This window comes from Achromobacter sp. EG18 (genome assembly GCF_059759395.1).
In genome coordinates this window covers 3,435,910-3,462,703 of the sequence record NZ_CM186213.1, presented here as the reverse complement: position 1 = coordinate 3,462,703, position 26,794 = coordinate 3,435,910, and the positions used below count along the sequence as shown (strand labels likewise).

At 70.3% G+C, this 26,794-nt stretch carries 24 protein-coding genes; 11 read left to right on the top strand and 13 right to left on the bottom strand.

Annotated features, from left to right (window positions below; genetic code table 11):
- The first annotated feature begins 67 nt into the window (after positions 1-67).
- A complete protein-coding gene (locus AC6CR5_RS15860) occupies positions 68-1,075 on the top strand; it encodes a Bug family tripartite tricarboxylate transporter substrate binding protein (protein WP_006386046.1) in 1,008 nt (335 codons plus the stop codon).
- Here the strand turns inward: AC6CR5_RS15860 and AC6CR5_RS15855 are convergent.
- Positions 1,065-2,048, bottom strand: coding sequence for a GlxA family transcriptional regulator (locus tag AC6CR5_RS15855; protein WP_498084699.1), 984 nt, complete (start codon positions 2,046-2,048; stop codon positions 1,065-1,067). The genes AC6CR5_RS15860 and AC6CR5_RS15855 overlap by 11 nt on opposite strands.
- A gap of 177 nt (positions 2,049-2,225) precedes the next feature.
- Between AC6CR5_RS15855 and AC6CR5_RS15850 the strand changes: the two genes are divergently transcribed.
- Positions 2,226-3,326: a DJ-1/PfpI family protein gene (locus AC6CR5_RS15850; RefSeq protein WP_235442342.1), complete on the top strand. Its 1,101-nt coding sequence runs from the start codon at positions 2,226-2,228 to the stop codon at positions 3,324-3,326.
- A 39-nt stretch (positions 3,327-3,365) separates the two neighbouring features.
- Here AC6CR5_RS15850 and AC6CR5_RS15845 read toward each other — a convergent pair whose 3' ends face one another.
- Positions 3,366-4,583: an MFS transporter gene (locus AC6CR5_RS15845; RefSeq protein WP_070542495.1), complete on the bottom strand. Its 1,218-nt coding sequence runs from the start codon at positions 4,581-4,583 to the stop codon at positions 3,366-3,368.
- Between the two features lie 93 nt (positions 4,584-4,676).
- Between AC6CR5_RS15845 and AC6CR5_RS15840 the strand changes: the two genes are divergently transcribed.
- Positions 4,677-5,630 (top strand): helix-turn-helix transcriptional regulator, encoded by a 954-nt coding sequence (locus tag AC6CR5_RS15840; protein ID WP_026384098.1) that lies wholly within the window; start codon positions 4,677-4,679, stop codon positions 5,628-5,630.
- 136 nt (positions 5,631-5,766) lie between these two features.
- Entirely contained in the window at positions 5,767-7,029 is a 1,263-nt protein-coding gene (locus AC6CR5_RS15835; protein WP_038504371.1) for an MFS transporter, read from the top strand.
- Positions 7,030-7,092: 63 nt separating this feature from the next.
- Here the strand turns inward: AC6CR5_RS15835 and AC6CR5_RS15830 are convergent, their stop codons facing one another.
- The 4 genes from AC6CR5_RS15830 to AC6CR5_RS15815 all read right to left on the bottom strand — a co-directional run bounded on the left by AC6CR5_RS15830 (position 7,093) and on the right by AC6CR5_RS15815 (position 9,531).
- A complete protein-coding gene (locus AC6CR5_RS15830; RefSeq protein WP_006384598.1) occupies positions 7,093-7,698 on the bottom strand; it encodes an ATP-dependent Clp protease proteolytic subunit in 606 nt (201 codons plus the stop codon).
- Positions 7,699-7,736: 38 nt separating this feature from the next.
- Positions 7,737-8,096, bottom strand: coding sequence for an SRPBCC family protein (locus tag AC6CR5_RS15825; protein WP_006384597.1), 360 nt, complete (start codon positions 8,094-8,096; stop codon positions 7,737-7,739).
- On the bottom strand, positions 8,093-8,407 hold the full coding sequence (locus AC6CR5_RS15820) for an ArsR/SmtB family transcription factor (protein WP_006384596.1): 315 nt from the start codon (positions 8,405-8,407) through the stop codon (positions 8,093-8,095). The genes AC6CR5_RS15825 and AC6CR5_RS15820 overlap by 4 nt, the downstream gene beginning before the upstream one ends.
- A 68-nt stretch (positions 8,408-8,475) precedes the next feature.
- Positions 8,476-9,531, bottom strand: a complete 1,056-nt coding sequence (locus AC6CR5_RS15815) for a GGDEF domain-containing protein (protein ID WP_223203238.1) — start codon at positions 9,529-9,531, stop codon at positions 8,476-8,478.
- Positions 9,532-9,802: 271 nt separating this feature from the next.
- On the opposite strand from AC6CR5_RS15815, the gene AC6CR5_RS15810 reads away from it, so the two are divergent.
- Positions 9,803-11,647, top strand: coding sequence for a methyl-accepting chemotaxis protein (locus AC6CR5_RS15810; RefSeq protein WP_053499235.1), 1,845 nt, complete (start codon positions 9,803-9,805; stop codon positions 11,645-11,647).
- A gap of 46 nt (positions 11,648-11,693) precedes the next feature.
- Here the strand turns inward: AC6CR5_RS15810 and AC6CR5_RS15805 are convergent, their stop codons facing one another.
- Positions 11,694-12,905 (bottom strand): FAD-dependent oxidoreductase, encoded by a 1,212-nt coding sequence (locus tag AC6CR5_RS15805; protein WP_498084698.1) that lies wholly within the window; start codon positions 12,903-12,905, stop codon positions 11,694-11,696.
- Positions 12,906-12,995: 90 nt separating this feature from the next.
- Here AC6CR5_RS15805 and AC6CR5_RS15800 point away from each other — a divergent pair, with 90 nt between their 5' ends.
- Complete coding sequence (locus AC6CR5_RS15800) at positions 12,996-13,832, top strand: AraC family transcriptional regulator (RefSeq protein ID WP_148317063.1); 837 nt, start codon at positions 12,996-12,998, stop codon at positions 13,830-13,832.
- 41 nt (positions 13,833-13,873) lie between these two features.
- Here the strand turns inward: AC6CR5_RS15800 and AC6CR5_RS15795 are convergent, their stop codons facing one another.
- A complete protein-coding gene (locus AC6CR5_RS15795; RefSeq protein ID WP_024070314.1) occupies positions 13,874-15,040 on the bottom strand; it encodes a mandelate racemase/muconate lactonizing enzyme family protein in 1,167 nt (388 codons plus the stop codon).
- Positions 15,041-15,198: 158 nt separating this feature from the next.
- Here AC6CR5_RS15795 and AC6CR5_RS15790 point away from each other — a divergent pair, with 158 nt between their 5' ends.
- A complete protein-coding gene (locus AC6CR5_RS15790; RefSeq protein WP_026384103.1) occupies positions 15,199-16,089 on the top strand; it encodes a LysR family transcriptional regulator in 891 nt (296 codons plus the stop codon).
- A gap of 52 nt (positions 16,090-16,141) precedes the next feature.
- On the opposite strand, the gene AC6CR5_RS15785 is transcribed toward AC6CR5_RS15790, so the two are convergent.
- The 4 genes from AC6CR5_RS15785 to AC6CR5_RS15770 all read right to left on the bottom strand — a co-directional run bounded on the left by AC6CR5_RS15785 (position 16,142) and on the right by AC6CR5_RS15770 (position 18,347).
- A complete protein-coding gene (locus tag AC6CR5_RS15785; RefSeq protein ID WP_024070313.1) occupies positions 16,142-16,594 on the bottom strand; it encodes a GNAT family N-acetyltransferase in 453 nt (150 codons plus the stop codon).
- A 61-nt stretch (positions 16,595-16,655) separates the two neighbouring features.
- Complete coding sequence (locus AC6CR5_RS15780; protein ID WP_498084697.1) at positions 16,656-17,006, bottom strand: DOPA 4,5-dioxygenase family protein; 351 nt, start codon at positions 17,004-17,006, stop codon at positions 16,656-16,658.
- A 5-nt stretch (positions 17,007-17,011) separates the two neighbouring features.
- Positions 17,012-17,371: a translation initiation factor Sui1 gene (locus AC6CR5_RS15775; protein ID WP_047991778.1), complete on the bottom strand. Its 360-nt coding sequence runs from the start codon at positions 17,369-17,371 to the stop codon at positions 17,012-17,014.
- Between the two features lie 73 nt (positions 17,372-17,444).
- Entirely contained in the window at positions 17,445-18,347 is a 903-nt protein-coding gene (locus AC6CR5_RS15770; RefSeq protein ID WP_006387339.1) for a LysR substrate-binding domain-containing protein, read from the bottom strand.
- Positions 18,348-18,448: 101 nt separating this feature from the next.
- Between AC6CR5_RS15770 and dkgB the strand changes: the two genes are divergently transcribed.
- The 4 genes from dkgB to AC6CR5_RS15750 all read left to right on the top strand — a co-directional run bounded on the left by dkgB (position 18,449) and on the right by AC6CR5_RS15750 (position 22,317).
- Positions 18,449-19,252: a 2,5-didehydrogluconate reductase DkgB gene (dkgB, locus tag AC6CR5_RS15765; protein ID WP_006387341.1), complete on the top strand. Its 804-nt coding sequence runs from the start codon at positions 18,449-18,451 to the stop codon at positions 19,250-19,252.
- A gap of 8 nt (positions 19,253-19,260) precedes the next feature.
- On the top strand, positions 19,261-20,220 hold the full coding sequence (locus AC6CR5_RS15760; protein WP_006387342.1) for a TIGR03571 family LLM class oxidoreductase: 960 nt from the start codon (positions 19,261-19,263) through the stop codon (positions 20,218-20,220).
- 36 nt (positions 20,221-20,256) lie between these two features.
- Positions 20,257-21,147, top strand: coding sequence for an NAD-dependent epimerase/dehydratase family protein (locus AC6CR5_RS15755; protein ID WP_053499227.1), 891 nt, complete (start codon positions 20,257-20,259; stop codon positions 21,145-21,147).
- 120 nt (positions 21,148-21,267) lie between these two features.
- Positions 21,268-22,317 carry an NADP(H)-dependent aldo-keto reductase gene (locus AC6CR5_RS15750; RefSeq protein WP_498084696.1) on the top strand — a complete coding sequence of 350 codons (1,050 nt, stop codon included), beginning with the start codon at positions 21,268-21,270 and terminating at the stop codon, positions 22,315-22,317.
- 70 nt (positions 22,318-22,387) lie between these two features.
- Here the strand turns inward: AC6CR5_RS15750 and AC6CR5_RS15745 are convergent, their stop codons facing one another.
- Entirely contained in the window at positions 22,388-26,665 is a 4,278-nt protein-coding gene (locus AC6CR5_RS15745) for a bifunctional nitrate reductase/sulfite reductase flavoprotein subunit alpha (protein ID WP_498084695.1), read from the bottom strand.
- Between the last annotated feature and the right edge of the window lie 129 nt (positions 26,666-26,794).

The following is a 26,794-nucleotide window of genomic DNA, read 5'->3' as shown; positions in this document are numbered from 1 at the left end:
CGGCCGGTGGCGTGGGCGGCCCCTGCGCGCCCGAAACGGATGCGCCATCGCCAAGAGAGACCCCATCATGTTCCATTGCCCGTCCCGCCCCGCGCCGCTCAAGCGGCTGTTCAGCGCCGCCCTGCTGGCGTTGGGCCTCACCACCACCGCCGCCGCGCTGGCCGCCGACAGCTATCCGCAGCGCCCCATCACGCTGGTGGTGCCGCATCCGCCGGGCGGTTCCGTCGACGGCGTGGCGCGCCTGTACGCCGAGCAGCTGGGCAAGGAACTGGGCCAGTCAGTGGTGGTGGAAAACCGCGCCGGTGCCTCGGGCATGATCGGCGCCGCCTATGTCGCGCGCGCGGCGCCCGATGGCTACACGCTGTACCTGAATGCCTCCATCCACGCGATCAATCCGCTGCTGTACAAAAAGACCATCAAGTTCGATTCGGTCAAGGATTTCACGCCCATCAGCGAACTGGCGCAGGGCGCGCTGATCTTCAGCGTCAACCCCAAGGTGCCGGCCGACAACGTGCGGGACCTGGTCAAGCTGCTCAAGGCCGAGCCACAGAAGTACTCCTTCGCCACCACGGGTTTCGGCTCGGCCGGCCACCTTGCCGCGGCCTCGTTCCTGCATGAAAACGGCCTGGAGCAGATTCCCATCGTGCTGTATCGCGGCGGCGGCCCGGCGCTGTCGGACCTGGTCGGCGGCCAGGTGCAGGGGCTGATCGACCCGATGCTGTCGTCGCTGCCGATGGTGCGCGCCGGCAAGCTCAAGGCGGTGGCGTTGACCGGCGCCGACCGCAGCCCCCTGCTGCCGGACCTTGCCACCATGAAGGAGCAGGGCCAGAAGAACTTCGAGTTCTATTCCTGGTACGGCGTGTGGGGGCCGGCCAACCTGCCTGAACCGGTGCTGCGCAAGCTGGAGGCGGTGTCGGCCAAGGTGATGGCCAGCCCGAAGATCGTCGAACAACTGAACGGGCTGGGCTTCGAGCCGTCGGTGAAGAACTCGGCGGCGTTCGCCAGGTTCATCGATGCCGAGATGAAGCGCTACCAGGTCATCATCGACCAGGCCAACATCCACATCACGGAATGAAGGGCGTCGCACCGCCCCGATACTGCGACGGGCTGAGGCCGTAGCGGCGTTGGAACGCCTTGGCCAGCTGCGTTTCCGAGCGAAACCCGGCAGCCCGCGCCAGGGGCTTGAGCGGCTGGCCCGCGTCCAGCCCCGCGCGCACCGCTTCGAGCCGTAGCGCCTCGAGAAAAGCCCGTGGCGTATAGCCGGTGTCGCGCGTGAAGCCGCGATGGAAGGTGCGTGGCGCCTGGCCGGCCAGTGATGCCATGCGTTCGACATCGATGGCTTCGGCCAGATGGTCGCGCAGCCAATCGACCAGTTCGCCGTAGGCGCCGGCCTGCCCCTCGAGGATCGTCGAGTATTGCGCCTGGTTGCCGCTGCGCCGCAGCGCCAGGTTCAGCTGTCTTGCCACTCGCGCCGCCAGCCAGCGGCCCGCGTCCTGTTCGACCATGGCCAGGCACATGTCGATGCCGGCAGTGACGCCGCCCGAGGTCCAGAATCGGTCGTCCTGAACGTAGAGCGCCTCCGGCTCCACCTGCAAGCCATCGAAGTGGCGCGCCAGCAATTGTGCCGAAGCCCAATGCGTTGCCACCCGCCGGCCGGCCAGCATGCCCCAATGGGCCAGCAGGAAGGCGCCGGTGCACACCGAAGCCAGGCGCCGCGTCCGCGTGCCGGCCTGGCCAACCCACGCGCGCAGGGTTTCGTCAACGGCGGCCTGCATCAGCCCTTCGCGCTCGCCGCCGGCGATGATCAATGTGTCGACCGTGGCCGGGTCGATGCCAGCCACTGCCTCGGTCTGCAGCGTCAGGCCGTTGGACAGCGTGACCGGTCCACCCCGGGCCGACAGGAGGGCGACGCGATACCGTGCGTCCAGGCCCAGCGCGCTGGCCATGGAGAAGACGTCGGCGGGGCCGGCCACGTCCAGGTGCTGCACCGTGGGATAGACGACGATGGCGACCGGGCGGGGCCTGCCGGCGGCGGAGTGTCGCGGCATGGGGAAGGCAAAGTGGCAATGCCGGCATCTTAACGCGGCCGGATGGCAGAAAATGACCGAATTCTGTCATTGCTGCCGAGCGCACGCTATCGCTAGGCTGTCGGAATTGGGGCGTGGCCTCGTTACGGAAAAGGGTGGTTCATGGCGGTCGGATGGTGGCGAGCGGGTCTGGTATGCGTGTTAACGACCGTGGCCGTCGCCGCGGCCTGGTCGGTGTGGCGCGATCCTGGCGGGGTGCCCGCGCCGCCATCACCGCTCGGGCAGGCCGGGCCACTGACCGCTGCGCGGCCTGCCGCGGCGGGCCGCCTGCCGCGTGTCGCGGTGATCGGCCATAACGCCAACACCGAGCTGACCGACTTCGTGGTGCCCTACGCGGTGCTCAAGCGCTCGGGCGCCGCGGAGGTCTGGGCGCTGGCCCTGGATCCCGGACCGATACGGTTCTTTCCCGCCCTGCGGGCACAGCCGGATGCCGACATCGCCGCGTTCGACGCGCATTACCCGGACGGCGCCGACTACGTGATCGTGCCGGCCGTGCACGAAGACGCGGATCCGCGGCTGTCGGCCTGGGTGCGCGCGCAGGCCGGCAAGGGCGCCGTTGTCATCGGCATTTGCGACGGGGTGTGGGTACTGGCGCGGGCCGGCTTGCTGGACGGCCGTCAGGCGGTCTCGCATTGGTATTCGCGCTCGACGCTGGCGCGCGACTTTCCGGCGGTGCGCTGGCGCCAGGATCGCCGCTACATCGCGGACGGCGGGGTGGTGACCACCACGGGCGTCAGTGCTTCGATTCCCGTGTCGTTGGCGCTGGTCGAGACCCTGGCCGGCCGGCCGCGCGCGCAAACGGTGGCGCTCGAACTGGGCCAGGCGCACTGGGACGATGCCCATCCGGGCCGGGACTTTCAGCTCGGGCCGCGCCATATCTACACCGCGACGCGCAATGCAACGGCCTTCTGGCGGCACGAGACGCTGCAGGCGCCGCTGACAGCGGGTACGGACGATCTGCGGCTGGCCCTGACTGCCGATGCCTATGCCCGCAGCTACAGGACCTCGGTGGTCGGGGTGGCCTCCGAGCCGGGCCCCGTGAGGCTGGCCAGCGGCCTGGCCTATCTGCCCGACCAGGTGTCGTCAGCGGACATGCCGTCGCTGCCCATGGACAACACGCTGGCGCCGACTCCCACGCCGTTGCTGGACGGGATTCTGCGCGGCATGAGCGCGCGCTACGGACGCGCCACCGCCGGCTTCGTGGCGCTGCAGTTGGAATATCCCATGAGGGAACCCTGATCAGGGGCTCGCCGTCGGAGGGGGACCGCCATGCGCCGCCTACGGCATCGTCCGGGCCGACAGCGGTTGGCGCGGCTGGACCGCCGCCGCCAGCGCCACCAGCAGCAACAGGCTGGCGGCGACCACGTATGGCATCCATGGGCGCACGCCGTACAGCAACGTGCATACCAGCGGCGCCACCACCATCGCCATGCCCTGCACGGCGATCACCGAGCCGGCGGCGATGCCTTGTTCGTCGGCCGTGACGGCGTTGGCCGCCAGGGTCTGGATCGACGGGAACACCAGCCCCATGCCGGCGGCCATGATGGCATAGCACGCCACCAGGCCCCAGGCGCCGCCCAGCACCGGCACCAGCAGGAAGCCGACGCCGGACAGCAGGGCGCCGCCCGCCAGGCAGCGAGCCGCGTTCATGCGCCGCGCCTTGGCCAGTCCCACCTGCACCAGGATCAGCATGACGCCGACGGTGGTCATGGCCCATCCGGCCGTCCGTGCCGCCGGGCCGGGCTCCTGGCGCAGCGCGTCCATGGCATAGAAGCCGACGATCATCTGCGCCGTGATGACCGCGCTCATGGCCAGCAGCATGGCGGCCAGCGGCAGGCGCAGGCGCCGGTCGCTCAGCTTGAGCGGCGGCGTGACGCGCGGTTCGTGCGCGGCGTCGGACGGCAGTTTCGCGGCCAGCCATAGCGTGCCCAGCAAGGGCAGCACGGCGGCGATGTAGAGCGGCAGCGTCAGGCTGTCCTTGACCAGCAGGCCGCCGATGGCGGGCCCCAGCACCATGCCCAGGCCGTTGGCCGCGCCCAGCCTGGCCATCATGGCGCCGCGCTGCTCCGGCGCGGTGATGTCGGCGATGCGCGCGGCGCTGACGGTGGGCATGGCGGCGTAGAAGGCGCCGAGCAGGGCGCGCAGCGCCATCAGCGCCAACAGCGCCAGCCATGCCGGCGGCGGCTCGCGCAGCATCAGGTCCAGGCCGATGGCCAGCAGCAGGTAGCTGACGATGTAGCCGGCGGCGGCGCGCAGCAGCACGCGGCGGCGGCCGACGCGGTCGCTGCGGCCGCCCCAGTAGCGCGCCATCAGCATCCACAGCACGCCGGCCACGGTGACCACCAGCCCGCCATGCCATTCGGCCAGCCGCAGGCCGCGCACCACCGGGCCGATCACGGGCATGAAGGCCATGATGGCGGTCAGGCACAGGGTATTGAAGACGAACAGGGCGGCGGCCTCGTTCGGGCGGCGGACGGGGTCTGGCGTAGGTGTCATGAAAGACTGGATGAGGATGAAAATTGTTATCATCCAGGCCAGGCGGCGGCCGCGCTAGCGAATCCGCGCCGGAAATTGCGGAATTGGAACAAAATGGCCTCTCAGCCCCGTCTTGCCCCGGACCGCGGCGCGCCGCTCAGCGTGCAGGACCTGCTGCGCCTGCTGCCGCCGGACTGGCTCAGGATCCGCTCCCAGCACGAACTGCCGGGCGGCATCTCGATCGGCTGCCTGGACGGCCGGCCCGAATCGGACTGGGCCGCCAGCGGCGCGGCCGAGTCCAGCGTGGGCGTGGCGATCGTGCTGCAAGGCCAGTTCGGCCTGGGCTTCGAGGGCGGCACGGCCCTGCGCATCCAGCCGGGCAGCGTCATCCTGCACGGCACGGTCGAGCCGGTGCCGGGCTGGGACGAATTCAAGGGCCGGCGCGACATCCGCGTGGTCGATATCCGTTTTTCGAGCGAAGCCATGCGCGCCCTGTGGTGGCGCACCTTGCGCCAGGTGCCGTCCGCCGCGTTCGCGGCCGATGGCAGCGTGCCGGCGCGCGACGCCCAACTGGCGACGCTGCCGCTGTGGCCCGGCCTGGCGCGCGTGGCCGGCGAGATCCTGGCCTGGAGCCAGGATCGTGGCGAGGTCGCCGCGCTGTATCTGCAGGGCAAGGCCCAGGAGGCGCTGGCCCTGACCCTGGCGCACCTGGCCGGCCGCGGCGCGGCCGACCAGCCGCCGCCCGCGGACCGCAGGCGGCTGGCCGAGGCCCATCGCCGCATCCAGCACGAATACGCCGATTGCGGCAGCGTGCGCCAGCTGGCGCAGGCCGTGGGGCTGAGCGAAAAACGGTTGCAGGCAGGCTTCATGTCGCTCTACGGGCAATCGGTGCATGGCTGCCTGCTGCAAGCCAGGATGGACGCGGCCGCCGGCCTGTTGCGGCGCGGCTGCTCGGTTACCGAAACCGCATATAGCATCGGGTTTTCCAGCCTCAGCCACTTCATCAAGGCCTTCAAGGCGCATCGCGGCGCCACGCCCAAGGCCTGGCTGCGCGGCGCCGCGCAATAGGCGCGGCACGGTCGCGCCGCGCCGGCTTGGGGGGTAGCGGCAATACCGGTATCGCGGCTGGCCTTGCTGCGTGGAGCGAGGCTGGCAACAATCCCCGTTCACCGACTTCGCGCCCGACACCCCGAGGCTTTTTTCCATGACATCGTCCAGCTCCCCGGAACGCGCCGACGCCGATGCGGCCGCGTCGGCCGGGAACATCCATTGGCGGCGCAACCTGGCCGTCTGTTTCGCCGGTTCGTTCAGCACCATCGTGGCGATGACGCTGCTGCTGCCGTTCCTGCCGCTGTACGTGGAGGAACTGGGCGTACAGGGTCACGCCGCCATCGTGCAGTGGTCGGGCGTGGCCTATGGCGCCACCTTCTTCGCCGCGGCGCTGGTCGCGCCCCTGTGGGGCCGGCTGGGCGACCGCTACGGGCGCAAGCTGATGCTGGTGCGCGCGTCGTTTGGCATGGCGATCTGTATGTCGCTGACTGGCATGGTGCAGAGCGTGTGGCAGCTGGTGCTGCTGCGGCTGCTGGTGGGCCTGGCCGGCGGCTACGCGTCGGGTTCGACCATCCTGGTGGCGATGCAGGCGCCCAAGGCGCGCTCGGGCTGGGCGCTGGGCGTGCTGTCGGCGGGCATCATGGCGGGCAACCTGGTGGGCCCGCTGATCGGCGGCGGGCTGCCGCCATTGATCGGCATCCGCGCCACCTTCCTTCTGGCCGGCGGCGTGATCTTCCTGGCCTTCCTGGCGACGGTGTTCCTGATCAAGGAGATGCCGCGCCCGGCCAAGCCCGCCAGGCAGGAAGGCAAGCGGCGCGGCGGCTGGGCCCAGATTCCCGACAAGCGGCCGGTGGCCGCGATGCTGGCGACGGGCATGCTGCTGATGTTCGCCACCATGTCGATCGAACCGATCATCACGGTGTACGTGGGCCAGCTGGTGGACGACCCGGCCCGCGTCACGCTGGTGTCGGGCGTGGTGATGTCGGCGGCGGCGCTGGGCGCCATCCTGTCGGCGTCGCGGTTGGGCCGGTTGGCCGACCGGGTCGGCCACTGGACCGTGATCATCGGCGCGCTGGCGGTGGCGGCGTTGCTGCTGGTGCCGCAGGCCTTCGTCACCGCCGGCTGGCAGTTGGTGGCGCTGCGTTTCCTGATGGGTTTGGCGCTGGGCGGGCTGCTGCCGTGCGTGACCAGCGTGATCCGCCACAATGTGCCCGACGGCGTCGGCGGCAACGTGCTCGGCATGTCGATCTCGGCGCAGTACGCGGGCCAGGTGGCGGGCCCCTTGCTCGGCGGATTCATCGGCGGGCATTTCGGCATGCCGGCCGTGTTCCTGGGCACGGCCGTGCTGCTGGCCATGGGGGCGCTGGCCAATGCCGTGCTGCGGGCGCGCCACCAGCGTGTCGCGGCCGGCGCGTAGCGGGGCGCGGACGCCGATGGCGCAAGCAGCCCGGGCGCGGCGGCGTCCTTGCGCGTCGGCGCATCAGAAGCCGGCCGAGCGCGCATCCATGACGTGGTCGATCAGGCCCCATTCGACCGCTTCCTCGGCGGTCATGTAGCGGTCGCGGTCCAGGCTGCGCTCGACGTCCTCGTAGCTGCGGCCGCAGTGTTCGGCATACAGGCGGATGATGCGCTGCTTGGTGCGCTGCATTTCCTCGGCGTGGATCAGCATGTCCGAGGCCTGTCCCTGGAAGCCGCCCAGCGGCTGGTGCACGTGCAGGCTGGCGTTGGCCAGCGCGGCGCGCTTGCCGGGCTCGCCCGCCATCAGCAGGAACGAGCCCATCGATCGCGCCGTGCCCATGCACAGCGTGTGCACCGGCGATTTGATGAACTGCATGGTGTCGTACATGGCCAGGCCGCTGGTGATCACGCCGCCGGGCGAGTTGATGTACATGTGTATCGGCTTGCCGGGGTTCTCGGCTTCCAGGAACAGCAGCTGCGCGCACACCAGGGCCGAGACGGCGTCGTTGACTTCGCCGCTCAGGAAGATGATGCGTTCGCGCAGCAGGCGCGAGTAGATGTCGAACGAACGTTCCCCGCGGCCGGACTGTTCCACCACCATCGGGACGAGCTGCATCGTTTCGCTCATGAGCGAACTCCTGTCTTGCGTGAAAAGGGAGGGGGGCGTCAGGCGGCGAGCTTGAAGCCGGACCAGGAATCGTTGGCCGCCTGCGGCGCCGGTTGCGTCAGGCGGGCGTCATCAGGGGTGTGGACGATGGTGAGGCGCGTGCCGCCATCGGCGGTGGGACTGAGCTGGAACGTCACCACGCTGGCCAGGCAGGGCGGCAGCGTCTCGCGCATGCGGTAGCGGACCTCGACGCCCGGGGTGGCGGCCAGCGGCTCGGCGTCGGCCAGCGCGCCGTCCGGCAGCCATTGCTCGCGCAGCGCCGGGATGCTGATGGCGCGCCAGACTTTCTCGGGCGGCGCGTCCAGCTCGTAATCGAGCACCAGCGCCGTGTCCTGCCGGGTGGGGTCCGCGGGGTTCATTGGTCCATTTCCTTGAGCAGTGTCTTCAGGGCGTCGACGCGCGCCGGCCAGTAGGCACGGTACTTGGACATCCAGCCGGCGAGCAGCGCCAGACCGTCCGGATCGACCTGGTAGTTGACGAAGCGCCCCTGGCGTTCCTCGCGCACCAGGCGCGCCTGGCGCAGCACCGCCAGGTGTTGCGAGACCGCGGGCTGGCTGATGTCCAGGCCCGCGCGCAGCGCGCTGGCGTTCATGGCGCCCGCGGCGAGCTTGTCGAAGATCGCGCGGCGGGTGGGGTCGGCCAGGGCCTTGAAGATGTCGTTTTCCATCATGGCAACACATTAGCAAACACTTATGTGTTGTGCAAGCCCCCGATGAACCTGCGCCCGGGCCGTCCGGTTCAGTGGATGGTGCGGGCGGCCTTGCGGGCGCGCTTGATGTCGTACATGCGGGCATCGGCCAGGCGCACGGCTTCCTCGGCCGACAGGCCGCGCGGATCCAGCGCCACCACGCCGACGCTGGCGCCCTCATACGGCAGGGTGACCTCGCCGAGCTGGTAGCGGCCGACGGTGGCGGCGGCGGCGCGATCTTCCAGCGAGCGGGCGGCTTCCTCGGCGTCGCCGCGTTGGGCCTCGTGCCCCGGCGCCGCGTCGCCGCGCGCCAGGGCCGGGCCGGGGCCGATCAGCACGAATTCGTCGCCGCCCAGCCGGCCCACCATGTCGGAGGCGCGCAGCGTCATTGCCAGGCGGCGCGCGATTTCCTGCAGGAAGACGTCGCCCTGCTGGTGGCCGTGGGTGTCGTTGATGCCCTTGAAGCCGTCCAGGTCGACCACGCCCACCAGCACGCTGCCGCCTTCGCGCAGGGCGCGGCCGCGCAGCCGGTCCAGTTCTTCGTACAGGGCGCGGCGGTTGGGCAGGCCGGTGAGCGGATCGGTCAGCGCAAATGCCAGCAGCCTGGCGTTGGCGTCGCGCAGTTGGGCGACGAGCTGCTCGCGTTCCAGGAAGCTGGCGATCACGTTGGAGAAAAGCCGCAGGATCGATTCGGCCTGTGGCGCGATCGGCCGCTGGCTGGCGCTGGCGCCGCACAGGGTGCCCAGCAGCAGGCCGTCGTCGGTGCGGATGGGCGCGCTGACGTAGGTCTGGATGCCAAGCTGGCGCGCCGCCTCGGAGTCGGGCCAGCAGGCGCCGACGTCGCTGGTGGCCATGCGGCCCTCGTCCAGCGCGCGCTTGCACAGCGTGTCCGACCATGGCACCGACAGGCCTTCCGGAATCTGTAACGTGCCGGCATTGCGCGCGTAGCGTACCTGCTGCCGGTCGGCCTGCGGGTCGATCGACGTGAGGTAGGTGGATTCCAGCCCGGTCACGGCGCCGAGCATATCCAGGATGGGGCGGGTCAACTGTTCGACCGACTTGGCGGCCTGCAGCGACGCCGACAGTTCGGCGAGTATCGGGTCCAACGAAAGCTCCCTGCGTATCACTGGCGTGACCAAACCGGTTCCAAGGCGGCCCGGGCCGTCGACGCATTCCACGCCGCGCACCGCGGTCTTGGCGTCCATTATGCCTTGCCGGGACTGCCGCCCCATGTCGTTTGCGTATGCGCAGGGTTCGACGCACGCCGGGCCTAAAGTCCCTTGCCGCCTTGCCGTAAGCCTGGGTGGCGCGGACCTTTTATCGCGTACCTGGATACCCGTGCCCTCCGGCACGGGCAGTTGCAGTAAGAAGACAAGCATGAAAATCACCTCGTTGCGCAACAGGATCCTGTTGATCACCTGTTTCACCGTCATCGGCGCGCTGGTGCTCTCGGGCATCGCGATCTATCAGATCGTGCGCGACAACATGATGGCGACCATCTCCGCGGACCTGGACGCCATCGCCGCCGGCAACGCCAGCGCCATCGAACGCTGGTCCGCCGACAAGGCCCAGGCCGTGACCGCCACCGCCGCCGTGGTCGAAAAGGGCGATCCGCGCGGCCTGACCAAACTGATGGGCGAAACCAACGGCTTTCCCATCACCAGCATCGGCTGGAGCGACAAGACCTACTTCTCCACCGCGCAGACGCCGCCCGACTACGATCCGACCGCGCGTCCCTGGTACAAGAGCGCGGTGGCCGCCGGCAAGCTGGCCGTGACCAAGCCATATGGCGATTCGGGCACCGGCAAGCCCTACGTGGCCTTCACCGCGCCGATCGTGCGCAACGGCCAGACCACCGGCGCCATCAGCGGCGCGGTGGCGCTGGACGGTATCAAGGACGTCATCAAGGTCATCCGGCCGACGCCGTCCAGCACCGCGTTCGTGCTGGCGACCGATGGCCAGGTGATTTCGCACGTCGATGACAAGCTGGCGCTCAAGCCGTCGACCGACGTGGCGGCCGGCCTCACGCCGGCCGTGCTGGCCGACATGGCGCGCGACGGCGCCGCGCCGCTGGCGTTGAGCCTGAACGACGCGCCCAAGCTGCTCAAGGCGCGCCGCATCCCCGGCACCGATTGGTTCCTGGTGATCGCGCTGGACGAGGCCGAGGCCACCGCGGGCCTGGCGCAGGTGTTCAACGCCACCCTGATCTCGATGGTGGTGCTGACGCTGGTTGCCGTCGTGCTGGCCAGCGTGGTGACGTCGCGCGCCTTCAAGCGCCTGTCCGCGGTGCGCGATGCGATGGACACCATCGGCTCGGGCGAAGGCGACATGACGCACCGGCTGGCCGTGGTGGGCCATGACGAAGTGGCGCAGATCTCCGCTTCGTTCAACGCCTTTGTCGACAAGATCAGCCACGTGATGCTCGACGTGCGCAACGGCGTGCATTCGATGACCTCGGCCACGCGCGAGATCGAGATGGGCAACCGCGACCTGTCGCAGCGCACAGAGGTATCGGCCGGCTCGTTGCAGGAAACCTCGTCGGCGCTGACCGAATTGACTTCCAGCGTGCGCCAGACCGAGGAGGCCGCCGAGCACGCCACGCGCCTGGCGACCGAGGCCAGCCTGGCGGCCGAGCGCGGCGGCCAGGTGGTGACCGATGCCGTCACCACCATGGGCGCCATCGCGCAGTCGTCCGAGCGCATCACCGAGATCATCAGTGTCATCGACGGCATTGCGTTCCAGACCAATATCCTGGCGCTGAACGCGGCGGTGGAAGCGGCGCGCGCCGGCGAGCAGGGCCGCGGCTTTGCCGTGGTGGCCGGCGAGGTCCGCACGTTGGCGCAGCGCAGCGCCGCCTCGGCGCAGGAGATCCGCGCGCTGATCCAGGCTTCGGTACAGAATGTCAAGAGCGGCACCGAGCGGGTGCAGGCGGCCGGCTCGACGATGCAGGAAATCGTCGAAGGCGTGTCGCGCGTGCAGAAGCTGGTCAGCGAAATCCACGGGGCCATGGCCGAGCAGAGCGTGGGCATCAGCCAGATCGACCGCAGCGTTTCCGACATGGACCAGGCCACCCAGCAGAACGCCGCGCTGGTGGAACAGTCGGCGGCGGCGTCCGCCATGTTGAGCGATCAGGCCGGCGCGCTGGCCGGCACGGTGGCCCTGTTCAAGTTGCGGGAAAACTTGCGGGTTGCCGCGCCCGAGCGGATCGCGCTGCCCGCCTGACCGCTTTGCCCGATGTGGCGACGCCTGTCGCCACGCCCCGCGATCGCTATCGCGGCTTGCGCCGGCCCCTGCCGGTGATGCGGGCGGCGGCCTCGGCCGATTGTTGGACGGCCCGGTCGCCGCGCCACCGCAGATCCGCTTCATAGTCCCGCAAGGCCTGCCCCAGCGGCAGGCCTTTGCACACCTGCGCCAGCCGCGTCGCCAGCGATTGCGCATCGGCCAGGGCGGTGTTGGCGCCCAGGCCGCCCGCCGGGCTCATCGCATGCACCGCGTCGCCCAGGAAAGTCAGCCCGGCTTGCGTCCATTGCGGCAGGGGCGGCGCCTGGTAGACGGTCTTGAGCGCGATACCGCGCGGGTCGCTGGCGGCCACCATGGCGGCCAGCGCGGGATGCACCGGCGCCAGCAGGCGCTGCGCGGCCTGTTGCCAGCGGATGCCCGTCGTCGTGTCGTCCTGCCGGTTCGCGCTGATCGCGGCATCTTCCGCGCCCAGCAGCGCGCAGCGCTCGCCGATGATCGCCCAGTACTGGTAGCCCGGCACCGCCGTCAGCGTGCAAGCCGGCGCGAGGCGTTGCGCCAGCGCTGGCAGCGCCGCCAGATTCATGGCGTCCAGCACCAGCGCGTAGCCGGCGCCGAACACCACGCCGGCGCCGTCGCGCAGGTCCGGCGGCAGGCCATCGGGCACGAGGCTGCCGGCCGGCGCCATGCCGAAGATCGTCACCGTGCCGCTGTCCTCGGGCGCCGCTTGCGGCAGATGCTGGCGCCGCAGCGCCGAATGCACGCCGTCGGCGGCCACCACCAGCGTGCCGGGCCGCGCTCGGATGCCTTCCAGGCGCGGGCCGCCGTCATCCACGCCCGCGCAGCCGTGGCCGAAATGCACGCGCCCGTTCAGGCCGGCCAGCAGGATCTCGCGCAGCGTCTGCCGGTGCGCCGAGCGGTCGGGCGGGGCGTCGGCGTCGTCCAGGCGCCAGGTGGCGGAGGCGCGTTGCGGCAACGGCCGCAGTTGCGCGTCGAGCATGGCGCCCGGGCGGTCGTGGGTCGAGCAACTGTGCTGGAACAGGGCGTAAAGGTCCGGCGGCAGGCAGTGCGCCAGCGCCGCCTGGCCGCTGGCGTCGATGCGCAGGCGGTAGCCCTGCACCCGGCTGTCGGTGCGCGCGTCGCGCTCGTAGACGTCGAAGTCGATGCCGGCGCGCGCCAGCCCCTGCGCCAGGCACAGGCCGCCCAGGCCGGCGCCGATGATGGAAACGTGGAGATTCTGCATAATGTCCTCGAAGCAGGCCGGCGTTGCCGGCACCCATACAGCTTGCGCGCAAGCGCGTCCCTGCCGGTAATGCCGGCGCGCCAACAAATCATGCGAACCCGCCAGACCGCAGCCCCCGCGCCCGACTACAGCGAATTGCTCGACGGCCCGGCCGTGTGCGTGTTCCATGGCGCCGACGCGCCGGGCAGCGAATTCCGCCTGGGCTCGCGCGAATACGATTGGCACGCGCATGCCCGCGGACAGTTGTTCGGGGTGGATAGCGGCGCGATGCGGGTGCGCACCGAGGCCGGCTCATGGTTGCTGCCGCCGCAGCGCGCGGGCTGGATCCCGCCGGGGCTGCGGCATCGGGTCAGCGTGGTGGGCGCGGCCAGCGGCTGGGTGGCGCTGGTGCATCCGCGGGCCGCCGCGGCCCTGCCGACGTCGCCCTGTGTGCTGGGGGCGGATGGGGTGTTGCGCGCCATGGTGCTGCGCGCGGCCGATTGGCCGGACAAGCTGGCGCTGGACCCGGCGCGCGCGCGCTTCGCGGCGGTGTTGCTGGACGAGATCGAGGCGGCGCCGCGCGAGCGCCTGCACCTGCCATGGCCGCGCGACCGCCGGCTGGCTCGGCTTGCGCAAGTCCTGGCGGACGACCCGGCCGACAACCGGCCGCTGGAAGCACTGGCCGCGCGGGCCGGGCTGGCGACGCGCACCGCGCAGCGCCTTTTCCGCGAGGAAACGGGATTAGGCTTCGCGCAGTGGCGCCAGCAACTGCGGCTGATCCACGCGCTGGAACGCCTGAGCGCGGGCCAGCCGGTGGCGCAGGTGGCCGACGCGCTGGGCTACGCCACGCCCGGCAATTTCATCGCCATGTTCAAGCGCGCCTTCGGCACGACGCCGGGGCGCTATCTGCGAGCGCCGCTGGACGAGGGCGACGCCGCCGTCGCCTGAGCCGCGCCGGGGCGCGTGGCGTCTCGCTCGCTACCGGCCCCTTACTCCGCCAGCTTGCGCATCTCGGCGATCAGGTCCGCCTTGCCCTCGAAGCCGATGCCGGGCAGTTCGGGCAGGGTGACGTGGCCGTTGTCGACCCGCACGCCGTCGGGGAAGCCGCCGTAGGGCTGGAACAGGTCCGGATAGGATTCATTGCCGCCCAGCCCCAGGCCGGCGGCGATGTTCAGCGACATCTGGTGGCCGCCGTGCGGAATGCAACGGCTGGCCGACCAGCCGTGCTGGCGCAGCATGTCCAGCGTGCGCAGGTATTCCACCAGGCCATAACTCAGGGCGCAGTCGAATTGCAGCCAGTCGCGGTCCGGCCGCATGCCGCCGTAGCGGATCAGGTTGCGCGCGTCCTGCATCGAAAACAGGTTCTCGCCGGTGGCCATCGGCTTGTCGTAGTAGTTGCGCAGCGTGGCCTGCAGTTCGAAGTCGAGCGGGTCGCCGGCTTCCTCGTACCAGAACAGGTCGTACTGCGACAGCGCCTTGGCGTAGCGGATCGCGGTGTCCAGGTCGAAGCGGCCGTTGGCGTCGACCGCCAGTTTCCTGCCGTCGCCCAGCACGCCCAGGATGGCGTCGATGCGGCGCAGGTCTTCGTCCAGCGAGGCGCCGCCGATCTTCTTCTTGACCACGGTATAGCCGCGGTCGACGTAGCCGCGCATCTCGTCCTTGAGCTTGCCCAGGTCCTGGCCCGGGTAGTAGTAGCCGCCCGCCGCATAGACGAACACGCGGCGGTCGGGGCGGCCGTTGCCGTAGCGCTCGGCCAGCAACTGGAACAGCGGCTTGCCGGCGATCTTGGCGACCGCGTCCCACACCGCCATGTCGATGGTGCCGATGGCGACCGAGCGTTCGCCGTGGCCGCCGGGCTTCTCGTTGACGTACATCGCGTTCCAGATGCGGTGCGGATCGAGGTTGTCGCCGCTGTCGTCGAGCAGGCTGGCGGGGTCGGCCTCCAGCACGCGCGGGATGAAGCGTTCGCGCATCAGCGTGCCCTGGCCATAGCGGCCGTTGGAATTGAAGCCGTAGCCGATCACGCGCCGGCCGTCGCGCACCACGTCGGTCACCACCGCCACCAGGCTCAGCGTCATCTTGCTGAAGTCGATGTAGGCGTTGCGGATCGGGGAACTGATCGGGACGGTCTTCTCGCGGATTTCGACGATTTTCATGGTGTCTCCTGGCCGTGCGGCGGATGGGAAAAACCGTAGATTATTGGCTTGAAGGCGCATTATGATTCGCTATCAGGCACTACTTTATTAACTGAAAGTTAAAGATTCCGGCGCTCGTTGCCCGTCGCCGGCCTCGTCCCGATGAGGCGTTCCCCGCCGTGAACCACGATCTGGCATCTTCCCTGGAGTTCTTCGTGCTGCTGGCGCGCCACCGCAACCTGTCGACGGTGGCGCGCCAGCTCGACCTGACGCCGCCGGCGGCCACCAAGCGCCTGGCGCAACTGGAGGCGCGGCTGGGCGTGCGGCTGGTGAACCGCACCACCCGCAGCATCAGCCTGACGCCCGAAGGCGAAACCTACCTGCACTACGCCACGCGCATCCTGGCCGACGTGCGCGAAATGGAAGAGGTGGTGTCGTCGAGCGGCTCGGTGCCCAAGGGCCTGTTGCGCATCAATGCGACGCTCGGCTTCGGCCGCACGGCGATCGCGCCCATCGTGTCGGAGTTCGCCCTGCATCATCCGCAGGTCGAGGTGCAGCTGGACGTGACCGACCGGCCGATCGACCTGGTGGAAAGCGGCGTGGACCTGGGCATTCGCTTCGGCGCCTTGCCCGACCAGCGCCTGGTGGCGCGCCGCGTCCTGTCGAACCGGCGCTTCCTGTGCGCGGCGCCGCGCTACCTGGCGCGCCACGGCACGCCCGCCAGCCTGCGCGACCTGGCCGACCACCAGTGCATCATCCACCGGCAGAACGAGGACGCCTACGGCGTCTGGCGCTTCACGCGCGAGGGCCGCGCCGAGACCGTGAAGGTGCACGGCGCGCTGTCCAGCAACGATGGCGACATCGTGCTGAACTGGGCGCTGGACGGCCATGGCATCCTGGTGCGCTCGGAGTGGGACCTGGCCAAGTACCTGGAAAGCGGGCGCTTGCGCGTGGTGCTGCCCGAGTTCATCCTGCCTTCGGCCGACCTGTTCGTGTACTACCCCAGCAAGCGCGACCTGTCGGCGCGCACACGGGCGTTCATCGATTTCCTGATGGCGCGTTTCGCGTAGGCCAGGCCGGGGGGCGAAGGCGCGCCGGTCGGCGGCATGCGCGGGGCGGACGCTAGGCGAACCGGTAGGCGAGCACTTCGTCGCCGGCCGCGTCGATCTCGCCCGTGGGCGCCCAGCCCAGCCGCCGGTAGAAGCCATGCGAGCGCACGCCCGGATCGGCCGCGCAGCTCAGGAACAACCGTTCATGGCCCAGCGCCCGCAGCGTTCGCATGACCTGCCCGAGCAGTTCGCGGCCGATGCCGCGGCCCTCGTAGGCCGGCAGCAGGGCCAGCACCAGGATCTCGCCGCTGTCGCGATCGCCGAAGCAATAACCCGCCATCACGCCGTCGGCCAGCGCCACCACGCCCGGCAGCGCGCCGTCGCGGATGCCGTCGCGCCAGCTTTCGACGGTGATGCCCAGGGCGCGCAGGTCCTCGGCCGAGAAGGCGTTCTCGCGGGTGCGGCCGCGCAGGTCGATGCAGGCGGCGGCATCGTCGGGATGGGCTGGGCGGTAATGCAGGTTCATGTCGGGTGTCGTCTATCGGAAGAGGGCGCGGCCGGCGCGCCGCGCAAGGCTGGCGCGGGGATCAACCGCCGAGCGCCGCCAGGTTCAGCGTGTGGCTGTGGCCGATCCACAGCGCGCAGTCGCGGTGATCGCGCAGCGATTCGCCGGTGTTCGGATGCAGGAACACGTCCAGCAGGCCATGGTTCAGCGCCAGCCAGGTGAGCACGCGCGGCAGCGCGGCCGGCGCGAAGGCGAGCTGGTAGCTCCATTGTGGATGCGGGCCGACAGGGCGCTCGTGGAAGCGGCCCATCTGGATGCTGTCGCCGAATGCGTCCTGCGCCTGTTCGCGCAGCGCCCAGGCCGCGTCGCGGCTGTCGGCGTTGAAGTAGACGTGGGCGTGCCAGCTGTCGACGATGGCGGGGTCCAGGATCATGGTGGTCAACCTCCGGCGCGCTTGGCGCGATGGCCGAGTTTTTCGAGCGTGGCCAGGATGCGGTCGCAGTGATCGCCCTGCACCTCGATGACGCCGTCCTTGACGGTGCCGCCGGAGCCGCAGGCGGTGCGCAACTGCTTGCCCAGCGCCGCCAGCGCGTCGTCGTCCAGCGGCAGGCCCTTGACGACGGTCACGGCCTTGCCGCCGCGGCCCTTGGTTTCGCGCGAGACGCGCACGCCGCCGGGCGCCGGCACGGGCCGGGCCGCCGCCTTGCACTGGCAATCGGCGAGCGGGCGGCGGCATTGCGGGCACATCCGGCCGCCGTCGGTGGAGTAGACGAGTCCGCCTGGGGAGCTGCTTTTCATGGGTAATGCGTGAGGTTGCGGTTCAGGCAGCCATTATGCCGGAGCCGCCGCCGCGAGCCCGGCGTGGGTGCGCTCACTCGTCGAAGCCGCGAGGCCCCAGCGATTCGACCAGGTAGTCGATGAAGGACTTGATGCGCGAGGAGATCGCGGTATTGCGGTAATAGACCGCATTGACCGGCTGGCGCACGTCCAGCGTCTGGCGCGGGAACAGCTGGCGCAGCGCGCCGGACTGGCGGTCGGCGCGCGTCATGAAGTCGGAAAGGCAGACGATGCCGGCGTCGTTCAGCGCCAGTTGCCGCAGCGTCTCGCCGCTGAACGAGCGGATCGACGGCTGGATGTGCAGCGGCTGGCCGTCGGCGTCCTCCAGCGGCCATTCGTTCAGCGATTCCAGTTGCGAGAACCCCAGCAGCGTGTGCTCGCGCAGATCGGCCGCCCGCTTGGGCGTGCCATGCGCCGCCAGGTAGCCGGGGCTGGCCAGCACCCGCACGCGGCTGCGGCCGATGGGCACCGCGTGCAGCGACGAATCCTTCAGGCTGCCGATGCGCAGCGCCAGGTCGGTGCGGCGTTCCAGCAGGTCGATATTGCCCTCGTTGCTGTTCAGCTCCAGCTCGACCTTGGGATAGCGCTGGCGGTAGCCCGGCACCAGCGGAACGATGACGTGCAGCATGAAGGGCGAGGCGGCGTCGACCCGCAGGCGGCCGGCCGGCTGGTTGCGGCGCGCGCGCATCTGTTCCTCGGTCTCTTCGACCGCGGCGATGATCTTGCGGGCCTGCTCCAGGTAGGCGCTGCCTTCCTCGGTCAGCTCCAGCCGCCGGGTGGTGCGGCGCATCAGCGTGGTCTGCAGCTTTTCCTCCAGCCGCGTCATGGTGCGGCTGGTGGCGGAAATGGTCTGCTGCAGCGCGTCGGCGGCGGCGGTGATCGAACCGCAGTCCACGATGGCGATAAAGACCTGCATTTCGTCGAGTGTCGTCTTCATATTTGACGTTATATCAAAAGTATTTCGCCAATACCGGGCTTATTCCGCAAGGATCGAGCGGGCACACTGGATGCATTCCAACACTTACCCAGGAGTTTTACATGAGCATCCCGTCTTTTGGCGTCGGCACTTTCCGCCTGCAGGGCCAGGTCGTCATCGATTCCGTGCGCAACGCGCTGGACGTTGGCTACCGCGCCGTCGACACCGCCCAGATCTATGAAAACGAAGCCGAAGTGGGCCAGGCCATCGAGGCCAGCGGTGTCGCCCGCGCCGACCTGTTCGTGACCACCAAGATCTGGGTGCCGAACTATGGCCGCGCCAAGCTGGTGCCCAGCCTGAAGGACAGCCTGGCCAAGCTGCGCACCGACTACGTCGACCTGACCCTGATCCACTGGCCCGCGCCCGGCAACGGCGTGGCCATCGCCGAGATGATGGCCGGCCTGATGGACGCCCGCGAGCAGGGCCTGACGCGCCAGATCGGCATTTCCAACTTCCCCATCGCCGAGACCCGCGAAGCCATCGCCGCCGTCGGCAAGGAAGCGATCGCCACCAACCAGATCGAGCTCAGCCCGTATCTGCAGAACCGCAAGCTGGTGGACTTCCTGAACGAACAGGGCATCCACGTCACGTCGTACATGACGCTGGCCTACGGCAAGGTGCTCAAGGACCCCGTGATCGGCCAGATCGCGCGGCGCCACAACGCCACGCCGGCGCAGGTGGCGCTGGCCTGGGCGCTGCAGCGCGGCTTCGCCGTGATCCCGTCGTCCACCAAGCGCGAGAACCTGGCGAGCAACCTGCTGGCCCGCGACCTGCGCCTGACCGACGCCGACATGGCGCAGATCGCCGCGCTGGAACGCAACGGCCGCGAAGTCAGCCCCGACGGCCTGGCCGCGGCCTGGGACTGAGGCGCGCCATGGACAACGCGCTTTCAAGCCTGACCGCGGGCGGTTTCAGCATCGGCCTGGAAGCGCCCCTGGACAACGACTGGACCGCCGCCGGCGAGCAGGCGCGGCGCCAGGCCGGCCGCCTGCCCGGCGAGCCCGACCTGCAACGCCACGCCGACCTGGCCGTGCTGGCCGACCGGCTCGGCTTTCGCGCCCTGTGGGTGCGCGACGTGCCGCTGTACGACCCGGCCTTCGGCGACGCCGGCCAGGTGTTCGAGATATTCACCTACCTGGGTTACCTGGCGGGCGTCACGCGCGACATCCTGCTGGGCACCGCCGCGGTGGTGCTGCCGCTGCGCGAGCCGCTGCTGACGCTCAAGTCCGCCGCCAGCGTGCAGCGGCTGAGCGGCAACCGCCTGCTGCTGGGCGTGGCCAGCGGCGACCGGCCGGTGGAGTATCCGCTGTTCGGCCGCGATTTTCCCAATCGCGGCGCCGCTTTCCGCGAACAGGTGGCGCTGCTGCGCCAAGGCGCCCGCGGCAGCCTGCCCGATGGCCTGGACGTGCTGCCGCGGGCGCCGGCGCCGCCGCTGCTGGTGGCGGGCCTGGCGCAGCAGACGCCGGCCTGGATCGGTGCGCACATGGATGCCTGCCTGGCCTATCCCGGCGCGCCCGACGACCATGCGCGGCGCAGCGCCGCCTGGCGCCAGGTGGCCGGCGACAAGCCCTATGCCAGTTTCATCCACCTGGACCTGGCCGAGGACCCGGACGCGCCGCTGCGGCGCTTTCGCTTCGGCGCGCAGGCGGGCCGCCACGCGCTGGCGCGGGAACTCCATGCGCTGCGCGCCGCGGGCGTGCAGCACATCGGCCTGCACCTGCGGCGCAACCAGCGGCCGCTGGCCGACACGCTGCACGAGATCGCCGAGCACGTGCTGCCGCAGTTCCATGGCGGCGGCGTGCCGGCCCCGCAAGCGGAAACCACGGCCGCCTGAGCCTCTCGCGGCCTATCAACACAAGGAGCAAGCACCATGAAGCTATTCATCACCGGCGCCAGCGGATTCATCGGCGGCGCGGTCGCTACCTCGATGGTCAAGGCCGGCCATGAGGTCCGCGGCCTGATCCGCAACCCCGAGCGCGCCGCCGAGCTGCGCGGTTTCGGCATCGAACCGGTGCTGGGCACATTGGACGACGCGGCGCTGCTGGCGGCCGAGGCGCGCGCCGCCGACGCCGTCATCAACGCGGCCGACAGCGACCACCGTGGCGCCGTCGAGGCCCTGCTGGGCGCGCTGGCCGGCAGCGGCAAGGTGTTCATCCACACCAGCGGCAGCAGCCTGGTCGCCGACGACGCGCTGGGCGAGCCGTCCGACGCGGTGTTCGACGAAACCACGCCGGTGGCGCCGGTGCCGGGCAAGGCCGCGCGCATCGCCATCAACGACCTGATCCTGGCCAGCGCGCCCGGCGTGCGCAGCGTGGTGCTGTGCCACAGCCTGATCTACGGCGCCACCGAGGGGCCGCGCGCCGAAAGCGTGCAGATTCCGCCGCTGGTGGCGCAGGCCCGCGCAAGCGGCATCGCGCGGCACGTCGGCCGGGGCCTGAACCGCTGGTCCAACGTGCACGTCGCCGACGTGGCGGCGCTGTACCGGCTGGCCCTGGACAAGGCGCCGGCCGGCAGCTTCTATTTCGTCGAGAATGGCGAGGCGGCCTTCGTCGACCTGGTTGGCGCCATCGGCCAGGCGCTGGGGTTGGGGCCGGCCCAGGCCTGGGATCCGGCGCAGGCGGTAGCCTATTGGGGCAAGGACCTGGGCGCCTACGCGCTCGGTTCCAACAGCCGGGTGCGGGCGGGCAAGGCGCGCCGCGAGCTGGGCTGGGCGCCGGTCCATGGCGACGTGATCGCCTGGGTGCGCCAGGCCATCGCCTGACGCGGGGGCGGCGCGGGCGGCGTCCACAGGGTGGGCCAAGGGCGCAACGCCGTCAGCAAAACGCCAACCGAGTTGCGGTAAGGTGATCGCTCCCTTCAGAGATTCCGCACGGAGCAGAACTTGAAATACCGCAAACTCGGCCGTACCGACCTGGACGTCAGCCTGATCGGCCTGGGCACCATGACCTGGGGCGAGCAGAACACCGAGGCCGAGGCCCACCAGCAGCTGGACTACGCGCTGGAGCGCGGCGTCAACCTGGTCGACGTGGCCGAAATGTACCCGGTGCCGCCCAAGGCCGAAACCCAGGGCCTGACCGAAACCTACATCGGCACCTGGCTGGCGCGCAGCAAGCGCCGCCAGGACATCGTGCTGGCCAGCAAGGTGGCCGGCCCGGCGCGCGACCCCAAGCGCCCCGGCCACATCCGCGACGGCAAGACCTTCCTGGACCGCAAGAACCTGACCGAGGCGCTGGACGCCAGCCTCAAGCGCCTGCAGACCGACTACCTGGACCTGTACCAGCTGCACTGGCCCGACCGCACCACCGCCACCTTCGGCCAGCTGTCGTATCCGTGGGTCAAGGACGAGCACACCGTGCCGATCGAGGAAACCCTGTCGGTGCTGCAGGACTTCGTTCGCGCCGGCAAGGTGCGCCACGTGGGCGTCTCGAACGAAACGCCGTGGGGCGTATCGCAATTCCTCAAGGCCGCCGACAACCTGGGCCTGCCGCGCATCGCCTCGATCCAGAACGCCTACAGCCTGCTCAACCGCGTCTACGAGATCGGCCTGTCCGAATTCACCCACCACGAAGGCGTGGGCCTGCTGGCCTATTCGCCGCTGGCCATGGGCATGCTCTGCGGCAAGTACCTGGACGGCGCGCGTCCGGCCAACGCCCGCCTGACGCTGTACACGCGCTTCACCCGCTACAGCAACCCGCAGGCCGAGGCCGCCACCCGCGAATACGTGGAGCTGGCGCGCCAGCACGGCATTTCGCCGACGCACCTGGCGCTGGCCTGGATCAATCAGCGTCCGTTCGTCACCAGCAACCTGATCGGCGCGACCAATCTGCAGCAATTGAAGGAGAATATCGACAGCGTCGATGTTGAACTGCCGGCCGACGTGCTGCAGGCCATCGACCAGATCCACGTGCGCCACCCGAACCCGGCGCCCTGATCCCGCCCAACGCGGGCAGGCGCGAAAGGGGGCACGAGCCGGTCACCCAGGGGGCACGGCCGTGCCCTTTTCAATACACGTCGCGCACATAACGCTTGTCCGCCGTCATGCGCGCCACGTAGGCCGCGGCGGCGTCGGCGTCCATGCCGCCGTGTTGCGCCACCAACTGCCTGAGCGTGGCGTCCACGTCCTTGGCCATGCGCTCGGCATCGCCGCAGACATAGAAGTGCGCGCCCTCCTGCAACCATGCCCATAGCTGCGCGCCATGCTCGCGCATGCGGTCCTGCACGTAGACCTTGGCGGCCTGGTCGCGTGAGAACGCCAGGTCCAGCCGCGTCAGCAGGCCGTCGTCGCGCAGCGCCTGCAGTTCGTCGCGATAGTAGAAATCGCTGGCCGCGTGCCGCTCGCCGAAGAACAGCCAGTTGCGGCCGCGGTCGCCGCGCGCCCGCCGTTCCTGCAGAAAGGCGCGGAACGGCGCCACGCCGGTGCCGGGTCCCACCATGATCATCGGCGTGTCGCCCTGGCGCGGCGGACGGAAATGGCTGGCTTCCTGCACGAAGACCGGCACGTCGGCCTCGCCGGCGCGGTCGGCCAGGAAGGTCGACGAGACGCCCTTGCGTTGCCGTCTGCCGTTGTCGTAGCGCACGGCGGACACGGTCAGGTGGACTTCGCCAGGATGCGCCTTGGCGCTGGAGGCGATGGAGTACAGGCGCGGCTGCAAGCGCTTGAGCGCGCCCAGCCACGCCTGCGCCGGTAGTGTCACGGGAAACGCATGCAACACGTCGGCCAGTTGCTTGCCCCACAGCCATTGCCGCAGGTCGGCGCGGCGCTCCTCTGCCAGCAATTGCCGCAGGCCGGGATCGCGGCTGTGCTCGGCGATCAAGGCCAGCGCGGCCGGTGCCGGTCGCGCGATTTCGTAATGGGCGGACAGCGCCCGGGCCAGCGGCATGTCGCCCGCGCCCGGCACGCTGGCCACGGTATCGCCTGACAGGCCGGCCTGCGCCAACAGTTCTTCCACCAGCTCGGGACAGTTCACCGGCCATACGCCGAGGGCGTCGCCGGCCTCGTAGTCCAGTCCCGTGCCGGCGATGTCCAGCGCCAGCGCGCGCGTGTCCTTATCGCCGCAGGCGTTCAGCCGCTGGTTGCCGATCAGGCGCGCGGGGGCCGGACGCGTCCTGGAGGGCGGCGCGGGGCGCGTGCCGGCGGGCGGGGCGAGCGGCGCGGGCGGCGCGACGCGGACCGCCACGGTGGACGGGGCGTCCGCCGCCAGCGCCGCCGCGATGTCGTCCGGCATCAGGCCGGTGGCCGGATCATGTTGTTCCGCCTCGGCCGCATGGATGGCGGCGATGGCATTTTCCAGCCAGGCGTCGGCCGGCGCCTCGTAGTCCGTATCGCAATCGACCCGCGCAAGCAATGGCTGCGCGCCCAGTTGCCCCAGCCGCTGGTCGAGCCGGCGGCCGTGGCCGCAGAAGGCGTCATAGTTGCTGTCGCCCAGCGCCAGCACCGCATAGCGCATCGGCGCCAGCCGCGGCGCATCGGCGGCCGACAGGGCGCGCCACAGGCCCTGGCCGTTGTCCGGCGCGTCGCCGTCGCCGAAGGTGCTGGTGATCAGCAGCAGGTACTGCGTGCGAGCCAGGGCGTCGATCGCATAGTCGGCCATGCATGCGGTGCGCAACTCGAAGCCGGCCGCGGCCAGCGCGCTGGCGCTGCGTTCAACCAGCGATTCCGCATTGCCGGTCTGCGAGGCCCACAGCAGCGTCACGCGCGGGCGCGGGCCGATGATGCGGACGGCGCTTTCTTCCGTCCCGGCCGCCGCCGTGATTGCCGGCGCCGACGGCAATGGCGCGCGGCTGTACAAGCCATGCAGCAGGCCGTTCAACCATAGGCGGGTGGCGTCGTCGAAAGGCGCATGGACGGGCAGTTCGGGTATGCCGGACGCGCCGCCGGCCTGCCGCAATCCGCCAAGAAAGCCCGACAGGTAATGGCGCTGGCGCGCATCCAGCGCGGGTGGCTCGCCGCCATTCGTCAGACCGAGCAGCGCGGCCATGGCCTCGGCGGGGGCGGCGCCGCCGGCTGCCGTCAGTCTCGGAACCGCGTGCGCCCTCAGCAAGCCGGCAACGCTGTCGGCCGCCGTCGCCGCCATGGCCAACGCGGCCGGTTCCGCGTCGTTCGCCGTCCTGTCGGCGGGCGCCGCCACGCGGCACAGCGCCACCGCGCAGAACTTCAGCTCCGGCTGCTGCGACACCGGATCAATCGCGTCGCTGGTGACGGCGTTGATGCAGAGTTCATCGCCATACACGTCGTTCCAATGCATGGGCGCGAAGCAGTTGCCCGGCCGCACCCGGTCGGTGACCACGGCGGGCAGCACCGCGCGGCCGCGACGCGAGCGGATCTCGACGCCGTCGCCGGCGCCGATGCCGAGCGTTGCCGCGTCGTCTGGGTGAATCTCCACGAACGGCGCGGAATTGAGCTTGTTCAGCATCGGCACCTTGCCGGTCTTGGTCAGCGTATGCCATTGATGCTGCAGCCGCCCCGTGTTGAGCACCATGGGATAGTCGGCGTCGGGCAGCTCGGCCGGTTCCACGTGCGGCCGCGCGTGGAACCGCGCGCGGCCGTTGGCGGTGGCGAACACCAGGCGCGGGCGGGCGCCGTCGTCCGCCAGGAGCGATGGCTGGCTGACGCTGTCATTGAGATAGCGGATCGGGTTGCGGTCCGGCCCGTCGGCGCGCGCGCAGGGCCATTGCAGCGGCGTCTCGCGCAGCCGCGCATGGCTGGCGCCGCGCAGGTCGTAGCCGGTGGCGGGGTTGGCGAAGGCGGCGATTTCGTCGAACACCTCGGCCGCGCTGGCGTACTGGAACGCGTGGCCGTAGCCCATCTCGCAGGCCACGCCGGCGATGATGCGCCAGTCGGGCAGCGCGTCCCCGGGCGGTGGCACGGCCTGTGGCATCAGCGTCAGGGTGCGTTCGGAATTGACCATCACGCCCTCGGCCTCGGCCCACAGCGCGCCCGGCAGCAGGATGTCGGCGTAGCGGTTGGTCTCGGTGTCCAGGTAGCCGTCCTGCGCGATCACCAGTTCCGCCGCCCGCAGCCCCGCCACCACATTGGCGCGGTTGGCCACGCTGGCCACCGGGTTGGTGCAGATGATCCAGCAGGCCTTGACCTCGCCCGCGGCCATGCGCTGGAACAGGTCGATGGTGCCTTGCCCGAGCCGCGTATGCAGCGTGCCGGCCGGCACGCCCCAGCGCGCCTCGACAAAGGCGCGGTCGGCGGCCGACAGCACGCTGCGCTGGCCCGGCAGGCCGGGACCCATGTAGCCCATCTCGCGCCCGCCCATGGCGTTGGGTTGGCCGGTCAGCGAGAACGGGCCGCTGCCGGGCCGGCAGATGCGGCCGGTGGCCAGGTGCAGGTTGCACAGCGCGTTGGTGTTCCAGGTGCCGTGGGTGCTCTGGTTCAGCCCCATGGTCCAGCAGCTCATCCATTCGGGCGCCGCGCCGATCCATTCGGCGGCCTGGCGCAGTTGCGCGGCGGGGATGCCGGTCAGCGCCTCGACCCGCTCGGGCGCGTAGTCGCGCAGGAAGTCCGGCATCGCCTCCCAGCCGTCGGTGTGGGCGGCGATGAAGGCCGCGTCGGTCTTGCCGGCCTGGTGCAGCAGGTGCAGCAGGCCGTTGAGCAGCGCCAGGTCGGTGCCCGGCCGGATCGCCAGGTACAGGTGCGCCTTCTCGGCGGTGGTGGTGCGGCGCGGGTCGACCACGATCAGGCGCGCGCCGGCCTTGACCCGCTCCATCATGCGCAGGTACAGGATCGGATGGCAATCGGCCATGTTGGCCCCGATCACCAGGAACAGGTCGGCGCGGTCGATGTCCTGGTACGAGCCGGGCGGTCCGTCGGCGCCCAGCGACAGCTTGTAGCCGCTGGCGGCGCTGGCCATGCACAGCCTCGAATTCGATTCAATGTTGTTGGTGCCGATGAAGCCCTTGGCCAGTTTGTTGGCCAGGTATTGGGCCTCGATCGACATCTGCCCCGACACGTACAGCGACACCGCGTCCGGGCCATGCGCATCGATGATGGCGCGCAAGCGCGTGGCGGTGTCGCGCAGGGTGTCTGCCATCGGCCGCGGCGCCAGGTCCTGCCCGCGGCGGGCGCGCACGTAGGCGTGTTCCAGCCGTCCCGACTGGCGCAGGGCGATGTGGGCCGAGGACCCCTTGGTGCAGAGGCGGCCGAAGTTGCTGGGATGGTCGCGGTTGCCGGTGATCTTCACCACCTGCTCCCGTTCCACGTGCAGGGTCATGCCGCAGCCCACGCCGCAGTAGGGGCAGACGGTGTCCACGGTGCGCGGCGTGCCGCTCATGCTCGGCTCCAAAAAAGAAGGCGCCCTGCCTGCGCGGCCAGCGGGCCGGGCGGGCAGGGCGCCATTGCCCTGGTTCCCGGCGCGGCCGGGTCGATGTCCTGCCGATGCAAGTTCCATGCCAATCGCTTG